We start from the raw sequence: 15,227 nt of genomic DNA, 5'->3' as shown, positions 1-15,227 counted from the left end.
TCTGGGCGCTGCACCGAATGCGGCGAGCGTGTATACTGTGCGAGAGATCACTCTTCGCATACTTCCTATCAACCCATTCAGTTGAAACGTCATCATGGTTCAAGGCACGCTATATATTGTCTCCGCCCCTAGTGGAGCAGGTAAATCAAGTCTGATTCAGGCTTTACTTAAAACACAACCGCTCTACGACACACAGGTTTCTATTTCTCATACCACCCGTTCAATGCGTCCGGGCGAGAAACACAGCGAACATTACTTCTTTGTCTCTAAAGAAGAGTTTCGCGAGATGATTGAACGTGATGCCTTTTTAGAACACGCAGAAGTTTTCGGTAATTACTACGGCACTTCACGTGAAACCATTGAGCAGGTTTTAGCTTCTGGGGTGGATGTTTTCCTGGATATCGACTGGCAGGGCGCTCAGCAAATCCGGAAAAAAATGCCTCAGGCACGCAGTATTTTTGTATTGCCGCCATCAAAAGATGAACTTGACCGCCGCCTGCGTGGCCGTGGTCAGGACAGTGAAGAAGTTATTGCAAAGCGTATGGCCCAAGCCGTGGCTGAAATGACGCACTTTGCTGAATACGACTATTTAATTGTGAATGATGATTTTGATCTGGCGTTATCGGATTTAAAAACCATTATTCGCGCCGAACGTCTGCGTCTGAGCCGTCAGCGGCTCCGTCATGACGGATTAATCACCAAACTATTGGCAGACTGAAGTCACTTTCAGTATTATGCCCAGTCTTTCGTCACCCTGTGGAGTAGCACATATATGGCACGCGTAACTGTTCAAGACGCTGTTGAGAAAATTGGTAACCGTTTTGACCTGGTGTTGGTGGCTGCTCGTCGCGCACGCCAGCTGCAATCTGGTGGTAAAGATCCACTGGTCGCTGAAGAAAACGATAAATTCACCGTTATTGCCCTGCGCGAAATCGAAGAAGGCCTGATCACTAATCAGATCCTCGACGTTCGTGACCGTCAGGAGCAACAAGAGCAGGAAGCCGCAGAGATTCAGGCAGTGACTGCCATCGCTGAAGGCCGTCGTTAATTAACGAAACGGATCTCACTTGTATATCTTTGAAAGCCTGAATCAACTGATTCAAAAATACCTGCCGGAGGAGCAAATTAAGCGCCTCGTGCAGGCTTACCTCGTGGCGCGGGATGCGCACGAGGGGCAAACACGTTCCAGCGGTGAGCCTTATATCACTCACCCGGTGGCCGTGGCATGTATTTTGGCTGAAATGAGGCTCGATCATGAGACTCTGATGGCGGCGTTATTACACGACGTTATCGAAGACACGCCTGCAACTTACCAGGATATGGAACAACTGTTTGGCAAGAGCGTTGCTGAGCTGGTTGAAGGCGTTTCAAAGTTAGACAAGCTGAAGTTCCGCGATAAGAAAGAAGCGCAGGCGGAAAACTTCCGCAAAATGGTCATGGCGATGGTGCAAGACATCCGCGTCATCTTGATCAAACTCGCTGACCGTACCCACAACATGCGCACACTGGGCTCTTTGCGCCCGGATAAACGTCGCCGTATTGCCCGCGAAACACTGGAAATCTACAGTCCGCTGGCACACCGTTTGGGTATTCACCATCTGAAAACCGAGCTCGAAGAGCTGGGCTTCGAAGCACTCTATCCAAACCGTTATCGCGTCATTAAAGAAGTGGTGAAAGCCGCGCGTGGTAACCGTAAAGAGATGATTCAAAAAATCCTTTCTGAGATAGAAGGCCGTTTAACCGAAGCCGGTATTCAGTGCCGCGTGAGTGGTCGTGAGAAACACCTGTATTCTATCTATTGCAAAATGCACCTCAAGGAACAGCGTTTCCATTCCATTATGGATATCTACGCCTTCCGGGTGATCGTTAAAGACCTCGATACCTGTTATCGCGTGTTAGGGCAGGCTCACAGCCTGTACAAACCGCGTCCGGGTCGGGTCAAAGATTACATCGCAATCCCAAAAGCCAACGGCTATCAATCTTTGCATACCTCGCTTATCGGCCCGCATGGCGTACCGGTTGAAGTGCAGATCCGTACAGAAGATATGGATCAGATGGCAGAGATGGGGGTTGCGGCTCACTGGGCTTATAAAGAGAACAGTGAAACCAGCACCACGGCGCAGATCCGCGCACAACGCTGGTTACAGAGTTTGCTCGAGTTGCAACAAAGCGCAGGCAACTCCTTTGAATTCATCGAAAGCGTGAAATCGGATCTGTTCCCGGATGAGATTTATGTCTTTACGCCGGAAGGCCGTATCGTCGAATTGCCTGCGGGCGCGACACCGGTCGACTTTGCTTACGCCGTGCATACCGATATCGGCCATGCCTGTGTCGGTGCCCGCGTTGACCGCCAGCCTTATCCGCTTTCACAGCCGCTGACCAGCGGCCAGACTATCGAAATCATTACCGCACCGGGTGCCCGCCCGAATGCTGCCTGGCTGAACTTTGTCGTCAGCTCACGCGCTCGCGCCAAAATCCGCCAGATGCTTAAAAATCTGAAACGTGATGATTCCGTTTCGCTGGGTCGTCGTCTGCTGAATCACGCGCTGGGTGCCGGTAAAAAACTGTCAGATATTCCGCCAGAAAATATTAAAAACGAGCTGGATCGCATGAAGCTCGTGGCTATGGATGATCTGCTGGCTGAAATTGGTCTCGGCAACGCGATGAGCGTTGTGGTAGCTAAAAATCTGATGGGCGATCAGTCATCAATGGCATCGTCAGGCACGCGTAATCTGCCGATTAAAGGCGCAGACGGTGTGCTGATCACGTTCGCAAAATGCTGCCGTCCGATCCCGGGTGACCCGATTATTGCGCACGTCAGTCCGGGCAAAGGCCTGGTTATCCACCATGAATCTTGCCGTAATATTCGTGGCTATCAGAAAGAGCCTGAGAAATTCATGGCCGTTGACTGGGATGACCATCAGGAAACGGATCAGGAATTTATCGCCGAAATCAAAGTCGATATGTTCAACCATCAGGGCGCGCTGGCGAACCTGACAGCAGCAATTAATGCTGCTCAGTCGAACATTCAGAGTCTGAGCACCGAAGAAAAAGACGGTCGCGTCTACAGCGCCTTTATCCGCCTGACGACTCGCGACCGCGTTCATCTGGCGAATATCATGCGTAAAATTCGTATCATGCCGGACGTCATTAAAGTTACCCGTAACCGAAACTGATTGTTATGACCCCAGAACGTTATGCGCGTATCCGCGAAATGCTTGCGGCCCGACAGCCAGACCTGACAGTCTGTATGGAACAGGTGCATAAACCGCATAACGTTTCTGCCGTCATTCGCACAGCAGACGCCGTCGGCGTTCATGAAATCCACGCCGTCTGGCCTACCACCCGAATGAAGACGCTGGTCTCTTCGGCGGCAGGCAGCAACAGCTGGGTTCAGGTCAAAACACACAAAACCATTCAGGATGCTGTCGCCAAAATGAAGGCGAAGGGTATGCAAATACTCGCTACGAATCTTTCTGAAAAAGCCGTTGATTTCCGTGCCATTGATTACACCCGTCCGACCTGTATCTTGCTCGGACAAGAAAAAACCGGTATCACTCCAGAAGCTTTAGCTCTCGCAGACAGCGATATCATCATTCCGATGATCGGTATGGTGCAATCCCTGAACGTGTCTGTCGCCTCGGCGCTTATCCTGTACGAAGCGCAGCGCCAGCGGGAAAACGCAGGTATGTATCGCCGAGACACCAGCCTGTTGAGCGAAAAAGAGCAACAGCGATTGCTGTTTGAAGGTGGTTATCCGGTACTGTCGAATGTGGCGAAGCGAAAAAAACTCCGACGCCCTTTCATTGACGATCACGGTCAGATTGTAGCCGATGACGAATGGTGGTCTGCTATGCAAATGACGGTTAAAAAAAGATGAAAGGCCGCCTGCTCGACGCCATCCCGCTGACGTCGCTTTCCGGCGTCGGAGCCAGTCAGGCAGACAAACTCGCTAAACTCGGTCTTGAAACTATTCAAGATTTACTGCTTCACCTGCCTTTGCGTTATGAAGACCGCACCCGCCTTTATACCATCAATGATTTACAGCCCGGCATTTTCGCGACCATAGAAGGCGAAGTGTTGCGCAGTGATATCAGTTTTGGCCGCCGCAGAATGCTGACCTGTCAGATAAGCGACGGTACCGGCATGGTGACATTGCGTTTCTTCAATTTTAACGCCGCGATGAAAAACAGTCTGGCCGCAGGCCGTCGTGTCACCGCGTATGGTGAAATTAAACGTGGCACCATCGGCGCAGAAATCATTCATCCCGAATACCGCATTCAGGGTGAAAACAGTGAAGTGGTTTTGCAGGAATCGCTGACGCCGGTCTATCCGACAACGGAAGGAATCCGTCAGGCAACACTGCGCAAGCTGACCGATCAGGCTCTGGAATTACTCGATACCGTTCCTATCGCCGAATTGCTGCCGGAAGAACTGAGCCGTTCGCTGATCCCGCTTCCTCAGGCGCTGCATTTATTGCATCGCCCGCCGCCAGATATCCAGCTTGCCGATCTTGAAAAAGGCCATCATCCGGCTCAGAGACGTCTGATTATGGAAGAGTTGCTGGCGCACAATCTGAGTATGCTGGCCGTTCGCGCCGGTACACAAAGCTATAAGGCAATGCCGTTGCACCGTGACGAGCGCCTGAAAAATCAATTTCTCGCCTCCCTTCCTTTCAGCCCTACCGGTGCGCAGCAGCGCGTGGTGGCTGAAATCGAACAGGATTTAGCGAAAAGCTACCCGATGATGCGTCTGGTTCAGGGCGATGTGGGTTCGGGCAAAACACTGGTGGCAGCTCTCGCCGCACTCTGCGCTATCGCTCAGGGGCAGCAGGTCGGATTAATGGCGCCGACAGAATTGCTGGCTGAACAGCATGCCAATAATTTCCGGCAGTGGTTTGAGCCGCTGGGAATTCAGGTCGGCTGGCTGGCCGGAAAACAAAAAGGTAAAGCCCGTCTGGCGCAGCAAGACGCGATTGCCAGCGGTCAGGTTTCAATGGTGGTAGGCACACATGCCATCTTCCAGGAGCAGGTTTTGTTCTCGTCGCTGTCTCTGGTGATCATTGATGAGCAGCACCGTTTCGGTGTGCATCAGCGTCTGGCGCTGTGGGAAAAAGGCCTGCAACAAGGGTTCCATCCTCATCAGCTGATCATGACGGCGACGCCGATCCCGCGTACGCTGGCCATGACTGCCTATGCGGATCTTGATACGTCAGTGATCGACGAACTGCCGCCTGGCCGTACGCCAGTGACCACTGTTGCTATTCCTGACACCCGCCGCAGTGACATTATCAGCCGCGTCAAAAGTGCCTGTGAGCAGGAAAATCGTCAGGCCTATTGGGTTTGTACGCTGATTGAAGAATCAGAAATGCTAGAAGCTCAGGCGGCAGAAGCGACCTGGGAAGGACTGAAAGAAGCACTTCCGGCGCTCAATATCGGGCTGGTGCATGGCCGAATGAAAGCGCAGGAAAAACAGGCCGTTATGCAGGCGTTTAAACAAGGCGACGTGCAACTTCTGGTCGCGACGACCGTTATTGAAGTCGGTGTTGACGTACCCAATGCCAGCCTGATGATTATCGAAAACCCGGAACGTTTAGGACTGGCGCAATTACACCAGTTGCGCGGACGCGTTGGACGTGGCGCAGTGGCCTCGCACTGTGTGCTGCTCTACAAAACTCCGCTGAGCAAAACCGCACAGAAGCGTTTACAGGTACTGCGTGACAGCAACGATGGCTTTGTCATTGCTCAGCAGGATTTAGAGATCCGCGGGCCGGGCGAGTTGCTCGGTACCCGTCAGACCGGCAGTGCCGAGTTCAAAGTTGCAGACTTGCTGCGCGACCAGGGGATGATCCCCGACGTTCAGCGTATAGCGCGCTATCTGCAACAGCAGTTCCCGGACCACGCCAAAGCATTGATCGAACGCTGGCTGCCGGAAAGAGTCAGATACACCAACGCCTGACCCCCTTCACCACTCTTATCTATCGTCGAAACATTATTATAAATGATGTTTTGGCGCCTTCGAATTCATGCGAATTTTAATGTAACCGCAGCATAACCGCTTTCTTCGGTGGTTATTTGATGACCTTCACAGACTGAGGCAAAGTCGGTAACCGGTTTCACACCCCGCCACTACACTGATGATAATTAAGGCAACCCTGTCTGATGTCCTCACCATAAGGTCAAATCATCATGAGTATCAGCCAATCCCTCTTTAACTTTATAGAACAAAAAATCAGCCCTTTTGCTGCCCGGCTTTCCTCGCAACGGCACGTCATGGCGGTACGTGACGGTTTCATTTCAGCAATGCCGTTTATGATTGTCGGCTCATTTTTACTGGTTTTTGTCCACCCGCCATTCTCGCCTGAATCTTCGTGGGGTTTCGCCAGAAGCTGGCTGGCGCTTTCGGCCAAATATGAAGTGCAGATTTTGACGCCATTCAATATGACGATGGGAATTATGTCGATCTACATCGCGGCATCGATTGCCTACAATCTGGCAAGAAGTTACAAACTTGACCCGTTCATGACGGCGATGCTGGCGCTGATGTCTTTCCTGCTGGTGGCTGCACCGCAGGTTGATGAGAAAATGTCGACCGTCGCGCTGGGTGGCGTAGGGATATTTACCGCCATTTTGGTGGCGATATATGTGACAGAACTGACGCGGCTGCTGAAAAAATACAATATTGGCATACGCTTACCTGAACAGGTTCCTTCCAACATCAAGCATTCATTCGATTTGCTGATCCCGATTATTGCGGTGGTTGTGACACTTTTTCCGCTGAGTTTGCTGGTGCAGTCAGGGTTTGACATGCTGCTCCCTCAGGCGATTATGGCGTTGTTCGAACCGCTGATTTCCGCCGCTGACTCACTGCCCGCTGTACTTCTCGCCGTGCTGATTTGCCACCTGCTGTGGTTTGCGGGCATTCATGGCTCAGCCATCGTTTCTGGCATGTTGCAGGCTTTCTGGTTAACCAACCTCGGCCTGAATCAGACAGATCTCGCCGCAGGTTTACCGATGACGCACATCATGACCGAGGCTTTCTGGAATTTCCTGATCGTTATCGGCGGCTCTGGCGCAACCATCGGACTGGTGTTGCTGTTCTGTCGCAGCAAATCGGCGCATCTGCGTACAATGGGTAAACTCAGTCTGGTTCCCAGCTGCTTTAACATCAATGAACCGGTGATCTTCGGCACGCCAATTGTTATGAACCCGGTATTTTTCATCCCCTTCCTTCTGGCACCGATGGTGAATGCCGTCATTGCCTACACTGCGGTAAAAACCGATCTTCTGCCGCATATGATTTCACTGGTTCCCTGGACATCCCCGGCACCGATTGGCGCAGCCTGGGCAATGGGCTGGGATTTCAAAGTGTCGATTCTGGTCGTCATGCTGATGGCGCTTTCGATGGTGATTTACTATCCGTTCTTCAAGGTTTATGAAAAACAGCTGCTCACGCAGGAGAAAGCCGCTGAACCAGAAGAGGTATTTACGGAAAAGGCTGATGCGGCACAATAAGCGATAAATCAGAAGGGAAAGGCAGGCACAGAAGCGAAACTTCTGCGCCTGTTTTTTTAACTAAAAGCCGGAAATATTGGCAGCATCAGATACAGTTTAATGACGATCGCATTGGCAATATCAATGAAGAATGCCCCGACCATTGGCACAACCAGGAAGGCCAGATGCGAAGGACCAAACTGGTTGGTGATCGCCTGCATATTCGCAATCGCTGTCGGCGTTGCACCCAGTCCGAAACCACAATGTCCGGCAGCCAGTACTGCGGCATCGTAGTTTTTGCCCATTACGCGATACGTTACGAAAATCGCATAAAGTGCCATCGCAATGGTCTGTACGATGAGAATTGCCATCATCGGCAAAGCCAGTGACGCCATTTCCCAGAGCCTGAGGCTCATCAGTGCCATCGCCAGGAACAACGACAGACTGACATTACCCAGTATTGAAACGGCCCGGTCAAAAACACGATAAAAACCGAGCCACGCCATGACGTTACTCAGGATCACACCCACGAACAGAACGCAGACAAATGTCGGAATTTCGAAAGCAGAACCCTGTAGCAGGCTGGCAAAGTGAGTTCCGGCCATCAGACATATCGCGATCAGCGCGATAGTTTCCACCATCACCAGCGGCGTGATCATCCTCCCGATGGTCGGTTTTTCAAATGCGCTGGGATCGGCGGCATCTTCCGGCGTGCCGTTTGGCGTAGAAGAATGGCTGACCAGATAACGCGCCACCGGCCCGCCGATAATTCCGCCTAATACCAGGCCGAAAGTTGCGCAAGCCATCGCGACTTCCGTTGCATTTTCAAAGCCATAACGCTCGATAAACAACTTACTCCAGGCTGCACCCGTTCCGTGGCCGCCAGAAAGTGTAATCGAACCGGCCAGCAGCCCCATCAGCGGATCAAGTCCCAGCATTTTCGCCATCCCGATACCAATGGCGTTTTGCATCAGCAACAGGCCGATAACGACAAAGACCAGAAGAAACAGAGACTTGCCGCCTGCACGCAAGCTGGAAAGATTGGCGTTCAACCCAATTGTCGCAAAGAACGCCAGCATCAGGGGCTCTTTGAGGGACATATCAAATCCGATTTCCCAGCCGAACATCTGATTGGCGATCAGCAATAGCAAAGCGACCAGTAACCCGCCGGCAACGGGTTCAGGAATGGTGTATTTCTTAAGAAATTTGACCGACTGGACGCATTTTCGTCCTAAAAGGAGTACCAACGTGGCGGCAACGAGCGTGCCGTAGGTATCGAGTTGAATCATTGAAAAACTCCATTTTTAAAAAAATATCCAGAAATATTATTGAGTTATAAACATCTCATTTAAGTGTCATTTCCCCAGAAGCTGAATTAGAAGTCATTAAAGCTGCGATAAGCAAGAAAAACAGTTCGTAAACCTCTCCTTAACCCAAACATCCCGTCAAATATTGCCGATAGCAAACGATTGCTTTTATCAGTGATTTCCATAAAAATGCCCGCTTTGCCGCTTATTGGAATGCCACAACATGAGTTCGCAAACAGCAGAACAAGAAACACAACAACCTGACCTCTCTCGCCAGCAAAAAAGTGAACTGATTTACCGGCTCGAAGACCGTCCGCCCCTTCCTCAGACATTATTTGCTGCCTGTCAGCATTTGCTGGCGATGTTTGTTGCGGTGATCACACCGGCATTGCTGATTTGTCAGGCGCTGGGTTTACCCGCGCAGGACACGCAGCACATCATCAGCATGTCCCTGTTCGCCTCTGGCCTCGCCTCCATTTTGCAGATTAAAACCTGGGGACCGGTCGGTTCAGGCTTACTCTCCATTCAGGGCACCAGTTTTAACTTTGTGGCACCGCTTATCATGGGCGGAATGGCGCTTAAAAATGGGGGTGCCGATGTACCGACCATGATGGCGGCGCTGTTCGGCACACTGATGCTGGCTTCCTGTACTGAAATCATTCTTTCCCGTTTCCTGCATCTCGCACGCCGCATCATTACACCGCTGGTTTCCGGCATCGTGGTGATGATTATCGGGCTGTCACTGATTCAGGTCGGACTGACGTCTATTGGCGGCGGTTACTCTGCCATGAGTGATCACACTTTCGGCGCGCCGAAAAATCTGTTGCTGGCCGCCGTCGTGCTGGTGGTGATTGTTCTGCTGAACCGTCAGCGCAACCCTTATCTGCGCGTGGCATCTCTGGTGATCGCTATGGCCGTGGGTTACCTGGCAGCCTGGATGATGGGGATGTTGCCCGCTGTCGCGCCAGCCACCCAGACAAACTGGATAACCCTACCTACGCCGCTGTATTACGGTCTGGGCTTCGACTGGAACCTGCTGATCCCGCTGATGCTGATTTTCATGGTCACGTCGCTGGAAACTATCGGTGATATTACCGCGACCTCAGACGTTTCGGAGCAGCCGGTCAGCGGCCCGCTCTATATGAAGCGCATCAAAGGCGGTGTACTGGCTAATGGTCTGAACTCAATGCTGTCTGCGGTGTTTAACACCTTCCCGAACTCCTGCTTCGGACAGAACAACGGCGTCATTCAGCTGACCGGGGTTGCCAGCCGCTACGTCGGTTTTGTCGTCGCACTGATGCTGATCATCCTTGGCCTGTTCCCTGCCGTAGCGGGTTTTGTGCAGCATATTCCTGAGCCGGTGCTGGGCGGCGCAACCATCGTGATGTTCGGTACAATCGCGGCTTCCGGCGTGCGTATTGTTTCCCGCGAACGCCTTAACCGCCGCGCAATCATGATCATGGCGCTTTCACTGGCCGTCGGGATGGGCGTATCCCAGCAACCGCTGATCCTGCAATTTGCGCCAGACTGGCTGAAAACCCTTCTGTCTTCGGGAATTGCTGCCGGTGGTATTACTGCGATTGTTCTGAATCTGGTATTCCCTCACGAAAAGTAATTACCGGATGTAATCGGCGTGCAACAGCGGCAGTGGGTCTGGAACCCCTGCCGCTTTTTATTGTCTCCATCCTGCTAACATGTTGAGAAAAGTCGCTGTTTGCGGCATAAACAAAGAATCTTTTTTCCGCTTTCCCGTTACAGGGCTCCAGACGATGAGATTTATCGGTAAAATTTTGCTGACGTTCGCCTTACTTCTGGTGCTGGCGATCGTGCTGGTGTACGTCCTATTACAAACCCGCTGGGCCGCTGGCTGGGTCAGCCGCTGGATCAGCGATAACAGCGAGTACCGCGTCTCCGTTGAGAAAATTGACCATAACTGGTCTTCTCCGGGCCGTATAACATTAAACAACGTCGTTTTCGGGCAAAAGAATCAGCCGGAAATCCTGAACGCCGGAGAAGTCGATCTGGATTTAAGCTGGCGTCAGATAACCGAGCCGCGCTATTTCGATCGCGTGGTTCTGGCTAACGGACGCCTCAACGTCAGCCCTTCCTCTGTCAATTTGCCGTTACAGGCCGATACCCTGCAACTGAGCAAAATGGCGCTCACCGGGCATACAGCCGGATTAGATATTCAGGGGCAGCAGATTAATGCCGGTATTTCGCCGTGGCAGCCAGAACCTAATCAGCTTCTGGGCGATAAAGCCGATTTTCAGCTGAGCGCTGCCAGCCTGACGGTCAACGGACTGCCGACCGAGAATGTGCTGATTCAGGGCAATATCAATAATAAAAATCTGACGCTGAGTAATTTTGGCGGCGATATGGCGCGCGGTCAGCTGACCGGTAAAGCCACACAGGCCGCTGACGGTAGCTGGAACATTGAAAACCTGCGCCTGAGCAATGTACGCCTGCAAACCTCTAAATCACTTTCGGCTTTCTTCGATGATTACCAGACATTGCCCAAAGTGACTATCCAGCGTCTTGACCTGATCGACGCCCGTTTGCAGGGAACGGACTGGGCATTCAGCGACGTTGATTTGTCTGTACAAGATCTGACCCTGGAAAAAGGCGACTGGCAAAGCGATGACGGTGAAATCACCCTCAATGCGACCGATATGATTGATGGAAATCTGCATATTCAGGATCCTATTATCAGTCTCGACCTTTCGCCGCAGGGCATTGCCATCAAACAGGCGACGGCGCGCTGGGAGCGTAGTTTGCTACGCACCACCGGTAACTGGTTGCGCGCCAACAAACGCCTGCAACTTGATGAAGTTTCCGTCGCTGGCCTGGAATATACGTTGCCGGAAAACTGGAAACAGCTCTGGGATCAGGCGCTGCCGGATTCGCTTTCTGAAGTCTTTATCAGCCGCTTCATTGCCAACCGAAACCTGATTATTGATATTAACCCGCAGTTCCCGTTCCAGCTGACCGCGCTTGATGGTCTGGGCAATAACCTTTTGCTGGCACGTAATCATCAATGGGGGATCTGGAGCGGCACGCTAAATCTGAATGCCAGCGAAGCCACATTTAATCGCAATGATGTGCGTCGTCCTTCTATTACGCTGAATGCGAACGACAGTCAGGTGAATATTTCCGAGCTCAGCGCCTTTACCAAAGAAGGTTTACTGGAAGCCAGTGCGACCGTTGATCAGCAACCGCAACGCCATTTCTCTGTGAAAATGACCGGTCGTTCCGTGCCGGCAAATCAGCTGGAAAACTGGGGATGGCCACATGTGCCGCTGGAGGGTAACGCCAATATGCAGCTCAATCTGCAAGGGCAAATGCCGGCCAATGTCGATTACAAACCAACGCTGAACGGCACATTACAGATAAACGGCAGCCAGACGATTGATCAGAGAATGGTAAACGGACTGGTAACTGGCGCGCCAGCACCTGCTGCCCCGTAGTCCCCCTGCCCCTTAAATGCAAAAAGACACCGCAATTGCGGTGTCTTTTGTTTTGGTCTGAAGTAAATCAGTTAATTTCAGGCTCCAGCGGTGCACCGGGTGCGGCAGGAAGCACCAGATAGGTACCTTCAAATACCGCACCGTCTACCTCATCACCGTATAAATTCACTTCGAGTTGCACGCGCGCCTTACGCCCGCGAGCCAGTCGATCGAGGTCACCGCTGACGGAGCCTAAATCAGCCACCGCACGCGGCCTGCCGGTTACCGGCGAACTGTAGCGGATATGTGCATCCGCCAGCACGATGGTGCCGCCCAGATGCCGTTCACGCAACAGCAACCATATCAAACCCCAGCCGGTCAGCGTTGCCAGCGAGAATAAACTCCCGGCAAATAACGTATGGTGCGGATTCTGGTTACCCGTCTCCGGCATCGTGGTCACAAAACGCTGCCCGGTATACTGGCTGATCCGCACACCCATTTTCTCACTCAGTGGAATATGGTCATACCAGGCTTGTTGCAGTTGCCCGCACCAGTCGGGGCGATGAAGAATGTCATCGAGTGTTTCGATCGGTTTAATCATCAGGAAATGGCGAACTGGTGTAGTTTGCGGCGTGGTAATTTCACCCTGATTCACAAAGCCCAGTTTGGCAAAAAACTCCACTGCGTCTTCGCGGGCGCTACAGACCACGCGCTTTACCCCCTCCTGACGCGCCACAGACTCCAGAGTCATCGCCACCAGCGTTCCTAACCCTTTGTCCTGTACATTCGGGTCAACGGCCAGGAAGCGGATTGAGGCTTCATTATCGGCATTAATATATAAACGGCCAACAGCGACCGGCTCGCCGCTTTCATCCACGACCATCTGATGATGCGCAATAGAATCGTAGGCATCACGTTCTGAACCTTCAGGCTGACGCAGTGGTTTGCGCAGCATTTCCCAGCGGAATCGGTAATAGGCGGCCAGCTCTTTTTCGGTCGTCGGTACTCTAAGGTGATACATAGATGCTTTCTCTCCGGCGTTATGCCTTATCGATCAGACTTGTAGCCAGAAGGTCACCGGTCCGTCGTTCACCAGTGCCACTTTCATATCCGCAGCGAAACGCCCGGTTTCTGTCACAATGCCTTTCTCACGACACTGCCCGCAAAAATACTGATACAACCGGTCGGCTTCCTGGGGTTCAGCGCCACGAGAAAAACCCGGACGCATGCCTTTTTGTGTATCAGCCGCCAGTGTGAACTGCGACACAACCAGCAGGCTGCCGCCAGCCTGCTGCACGTTAAGGTTCATTTTGTCATTTTCGTCACCGAAAATTCGGTACCCGATCACCCGTTCGCAAAGGCGTTTGGCTTTTTGCTCGTCATCGCCCTGTTCAACACCCAGTAAAACCAGTAATCCCGGCCCTATCTGGCCGCAAACGTCGCCATCGATAGTCACGCTGGCATTCAATACCCGCTGAATTAACGCAATCATACAAATCCTTCGGACTGATTATTCTTCTGCCTTGTATTGAGCAGACTGCAATTTTCTCACAGAACGAAACTCGCCAAGCGTGACGGTAATTTCTGCGCCAAGAAGCACGATACACCAGCTGACATAGACCCAGAGAAATAAAATGGGGATCACAGCCAGTACACCGTAAATCAACTGATACGATGGGAAAAGCTGAATATACAAGGTGAAGATTTTTTTACTCAGCTCAAATAAGGCACCGGAAACCAGGGCGCCAACCAGTGCATCCTTTGCCGGAACTCTCACCGTGGGCACGACCTGATATAAGAGCCAGAACGTCACCCAGGAAATCAGCAAAGGCAGGATCCGCAGCGCATGGTCGATGAGGGAATGCACGCCGCTGAGGTTAAGCCAGTTCAGGGAGAGCAGATAAGAACTGACCGCCACGCTGGCCACCAGAAGAATGGGCCCGAGCGTTAGTACCATCCAGTACACCGCGAATGAGAACACAATCGGGCGCTTGGTTTTACTGTCCCAAATTTTGTTCAGCACGCTGTCCACTGACGCTATCAGGAGCAATGCGGTGACAATTAATCCACAGGTACCCACCGCCGTCATTTTGCTGGAGTTGGCAACAAACTGTTCGAGATAGCGCTGAATGGTATTGCCCGTTGCCGGCATGAAGTTAGAAAAAATGAAAGTTTTCAGCTGTGCACTGATATCCGAAAACACCGGAAATAGCGCGAACAGCGAAAATACCACGGCGATTAGCGGAACCAGAGAAAGCAAAGAAACATAGGCTAAATGGCCCGCCAGAAGCGTCAGGCCATCCTTATCTGAGCGCTTTAAGAGCAGGACTGTGAATTTCCATAATGATTTTGGGTAGTGGCTCAATGCCCTTTTGTGCATCCGTACATCCTTCAGGAAAAGTATTTCGGTACCGTCTGGTTATCTTCCACCCATACAGACTCTATGCCTGCAGCCCGGGCAGCCTCGATGTTTTCGGCAACATCATCAAAGAACACGGCCTGATCGGCGGTGAATCCTTCTTTCTCCAGTACATGCTGGAAAATTTCCGGTTCAGGTTTGCGCATACCCAGATTTTGCGAGAGATACATCGCATCGGTATTGGCTTCGATTTCCGGATAGTGCTGCGGCCAGAAATCCAGATGTAAGCGGTTAGTATTTGAGAGCACGACAACGCGATGACCTTCTTCGCGCAGCTTCTGGAATAAAGTGATGACTTCAGGACGCAAACCGACGAAAACGGCGTGCCAGCCCGCACTGAACTGCTCAAAGCTGAGCGCTATGCCCATTTCATTACACAGATCGGCGGCAAACTGCTCATCGCTGATTTCACCCCGCTCGTGCTGCTGGAACACCTCGCCCATTTTGAAACGCTCGGTCAGCGTTGCCAGCGGCGTTCCGCTGAGATGGCTCCACACGCCAAGGACACGTTTGAAATCAATATCAATAATGACGTTTCCCATATCAAAAATGTACAGCATTGCAC

Annotated in this window: 13 protein-coding genes; 8 read left to right on the top strand and 5 right to left on the bottom strand. The window is 52.0% G+C overall.

Features of this window, described 5'->3' with window-relative positions; translation table 11 throughout:
• The first annotated feature begins 94 nt into the window (after nt 1-94).
• The 6 genes from gmk (at nt 95) to J1778_RS04945 (ending at nt 7,514) form a co-directional block, all read left to right on the top strand.
• Nucleotides 95-718: a guanylate kinase gene (gene gmk, locus J1778_RS04970; RefSeq protein WP_217172246.1), complete on the top strand. Its 624-nt coding sequence runs from the start codon at nt 95-97 to the stop codon at nt 716-718.
• Between the two features lie 54 nt (nt 719-772).
• Nucleotides 773-1,048 carry a DNA-directed RNA polymerase subunit omega gene (rpoZ, locus tag J1778_RS04965; protein ID WP_015699238.1) on the top strand — a complete coding sequence of 92 codons (276 nt, stop codon included), beginning with the start codon at nt 773-775 and terminating at the stop codon, nt 1,046-1,048.
• Nucleotides 1,049-1,067: 19 nt separating this feature from the next.
• Nucleotides 1,068-3,176 carry a bifunctional GTP diphosphokinase/guanosine-3',5'-bis pyrophosphate 3'-pyrophosphohydrolase gene (spoT, locus tag J1778_RS04960; protein ID WP_112289300.1) on the top strand — a complete coding sequence of 703 codons (2,109 nt, stop codon included), beginning with the start codon at nt 1,068-1,070 and terminating at the stop codon, nt 3,174-3,176.
• Nucleotides 3,177-3,181: 5 nt separating this feature from the next.
• Nucleotides 3,182-3,880, top strand: a complete 699-nt coding sequence (trmH, locus tag J1778_RS04955; protein ID WP_217172245.1) for a tRNA (guanosine(18)-2'-O)-methyltransferase TrmH — start codon at nt 3,182-3,184, stop codon at nt 3,878-3,880.
• Nucleotides 3,877-5,958, top strand: a complete 2,082-nt coding sequence (gene recG, locus J1778_RS04950; protein ID WP_217172244.1) for an ATP-dependent DNA helicase RecG — start codon at nt 3,877-3,879, stop codon at nt 5,956-5,958. The genes trmH and recG overlap by 4 nt, the downstream gene beginning before the upstream one ends.
• Nucleotides 5,959-6,188: 230 nt before the next feature.
• Nucleotides 6,189-7,514, top strand: a complete 1,326-nt coding sequence (locus J1778_RS04945) for a PTS sugar transporter subunit IIC (RefSeq protein WP_217172243.1) — start codon at nt 6,189-6,191, stop codon at nt 7,512-7,514.
• A 56-nt stretch (nt 7,515-7,570) separates the two neighbouring features.
• On the opposite strand, the gene gltS is transcribed toward J1778_RS04945, so the two are convergent.
• Complete coding sequence (gltS, locus tag J1778_RS04940) at nt 7,571-8,782, bottom strand: sodium/glutamate symporter (protein WP_217172242.1); 1,212 nt, start codon at nt 8,780-8,782, stop codon at nt 7,571-7,573.
• A gap of 241 nt (nt 8,783-9,023) precedes the next feature.
• On the opposite strand from gltS, the gene J1778_RS04935 reads away from it, so the two are divergent.
• A complete protein-coding gene (locus J1778_RS04935; protein ID WP_217172241.1) occupies nt 9,024-10,415 on the top strand; it encodes a nucleobase:cation symporter-2 family protein in 1,392 nt (463 codons plus the stop codon).
• Nucleotides 10,416-10,569: 154 nt separating this feature from the next.
• Nucleotides 10,570-12,264: an AsmA family protein gene (locus J1778_RS04930; RefSeq protein WP_217172240.1), complete on the top strand. Its 1,695-nt coding sequence runs from the start codon at nt 10,570-10,572 to the stop codon at nt 12,262-12,264.
• A 67-nt stretch (nt 12,265-12,331) separates the two neighbouring features.
• Here J1778_RS04930 and fabY read toward each other — a convergent pair whose 3' ends face one another.
• The 4 genes from fabY to yihX are packed head-to-tail and all read right to left on the bottom strand — an operon-like array spanning nt 12,332 to nt 15,222.
• Nucleotides 12,332-13,264: a fatty acid biosynthesis protein FabY gene (fabY, locus tag J1778_RS04925; protein ID WP_120509396.1), complete on the bottom strand. Its 933-nt coding sequence runs from the start codon at nt 13,262-13,264 to the stop codon at nt 12,332-12,334.
• A gap of 33 nt (nt 13,265-13,297) precedes the next feature.
• Nucleotides 13,298-13,735 carry a D-aminoacyl-tRNA deacylase gene (gene dtd / locus J1778_RS04920; protein WP_112289293.1) on the bottom strand — a complete coding sequence of 146 codons (438 nt, stop codon included), beginning with the start codon at nt 13,733-13,735 and terminating at the stop codon, nt 13,298-13,300.
• 18 nt (nt 13,736-13,753) lie between these two features.
• On the bottom strand, nt 13,754-14,623 hold the full coding sequence (locus tag J1778_RS04915) for a virulence factor BrkB family protein (RefSeq protein WP_112289292.1): 870 nt from the start codon (nt 14,621-14,623) through the stop codon (nt 13,754-13,756).
• Between the two features lie 11 nt (nt 14,624-14,634).
• Entirely contained in the window at nt 14,635-15,222 is a 588-nt protein-coding gene (gene yihX, locus J1778_RS04910; RefSeq protein ID WP_217172239.1) for a glucose-1-phosphatase, read from the bottom strand.
• Between the last annotated feature and the right edge of the window lie 5 nt (nt 15,223-15,227).

Origin of the sequence: Rahnella bonaserana (assembly GCF_019049675.1) — a bacterium.
Classification (GTDB): domain Bacteria; phylum Pseudomonadota; class Gammaproteobacteria; order Enterobacterales; family Enterobacteriaceae; genus Rahnella; species Rahnella bonaserana.
Note: the sequence above shows the minus strand (reverse complement) of the source record. Positions and strands in the feature narration are given on the sequence as shown.

Coding starts and splice junctions, on each gene's coding strand:
- gmk (WP_217172246.1), top strand. CDS start 95: ATGGTTCAAGGCACGCTATATATTGTCTCCGCCCCTAGTGGAGCAGGT.
- rpoZ (WP_015699238.1), top strand. CDS start 773: ATGGCACGCGTAACTGTTCAAGACGCTGTTGAGAAAATTGGTAACCGT.
- trmH (WP_217172245.1), top strand. CDS start 3,182: ATGACCCCAGAACGTTATGCGCGTATCCGCGAAATGCTTGCGGCCCGA.
- recG (WP_217172244.1), top strand. CDS start 3,877: ATGAAAGGCCGCCTGCTCGACGCCATCCCGCTGACGTCGCTTTCCGGC.
- J1778_RS04945 (WP_217172243.1), top strand. CDS start 6,189: ATGAGTATCAGCCAATCCCTCTTTAACTTTATAGAACAAAAAATCAGC.
- gltS (WP_217172242.1), bottom strand. CDS start 8,782: ATGATTCAACTCGATACCTACGGCACGCTCGTTGCCGCCACGTTGGTA.
- J1778_RS04935 (WP_217172241.1), top strand. CDS start 9,024: ATGAGTTCGCAAACAGCAGAACAAGAAACACAACAACCTGACCTCTCT.
- J1778_RS04930 (WP_217172240.1), top strand. CDS start 10,570: ATGAGATTTATCGGTAAAATTTTGCTGACGTTCGCCTTACTTCTGGTG.
- fabY (WP_120509396.1), bottom strand. CDS start 13,264: ATGTATCACCTTAGAGTACCGACGACCGAAAAAGAGCTGGCCGCCTAT.
- dtd (WP_112289293.1), bottom strand. CDS start 13,735: ATGATTGCGTTAATTCAGCGGGTATTGAATGCCAGCGTGACTATCGAT.
- J1778_RS04915 (WP_112289292.1), bottom strand. CDS start 14,623: ATGCACAAAAGGGCATTGAGCCACTACCCAAAATCATTATGGAAATTC.
- yihX (WP_217172239.1), bottom strand. CDS start 15,222: ATGCTGTACATTTTTGATATGGGAAACGTCATTATTGATATTGATTTC.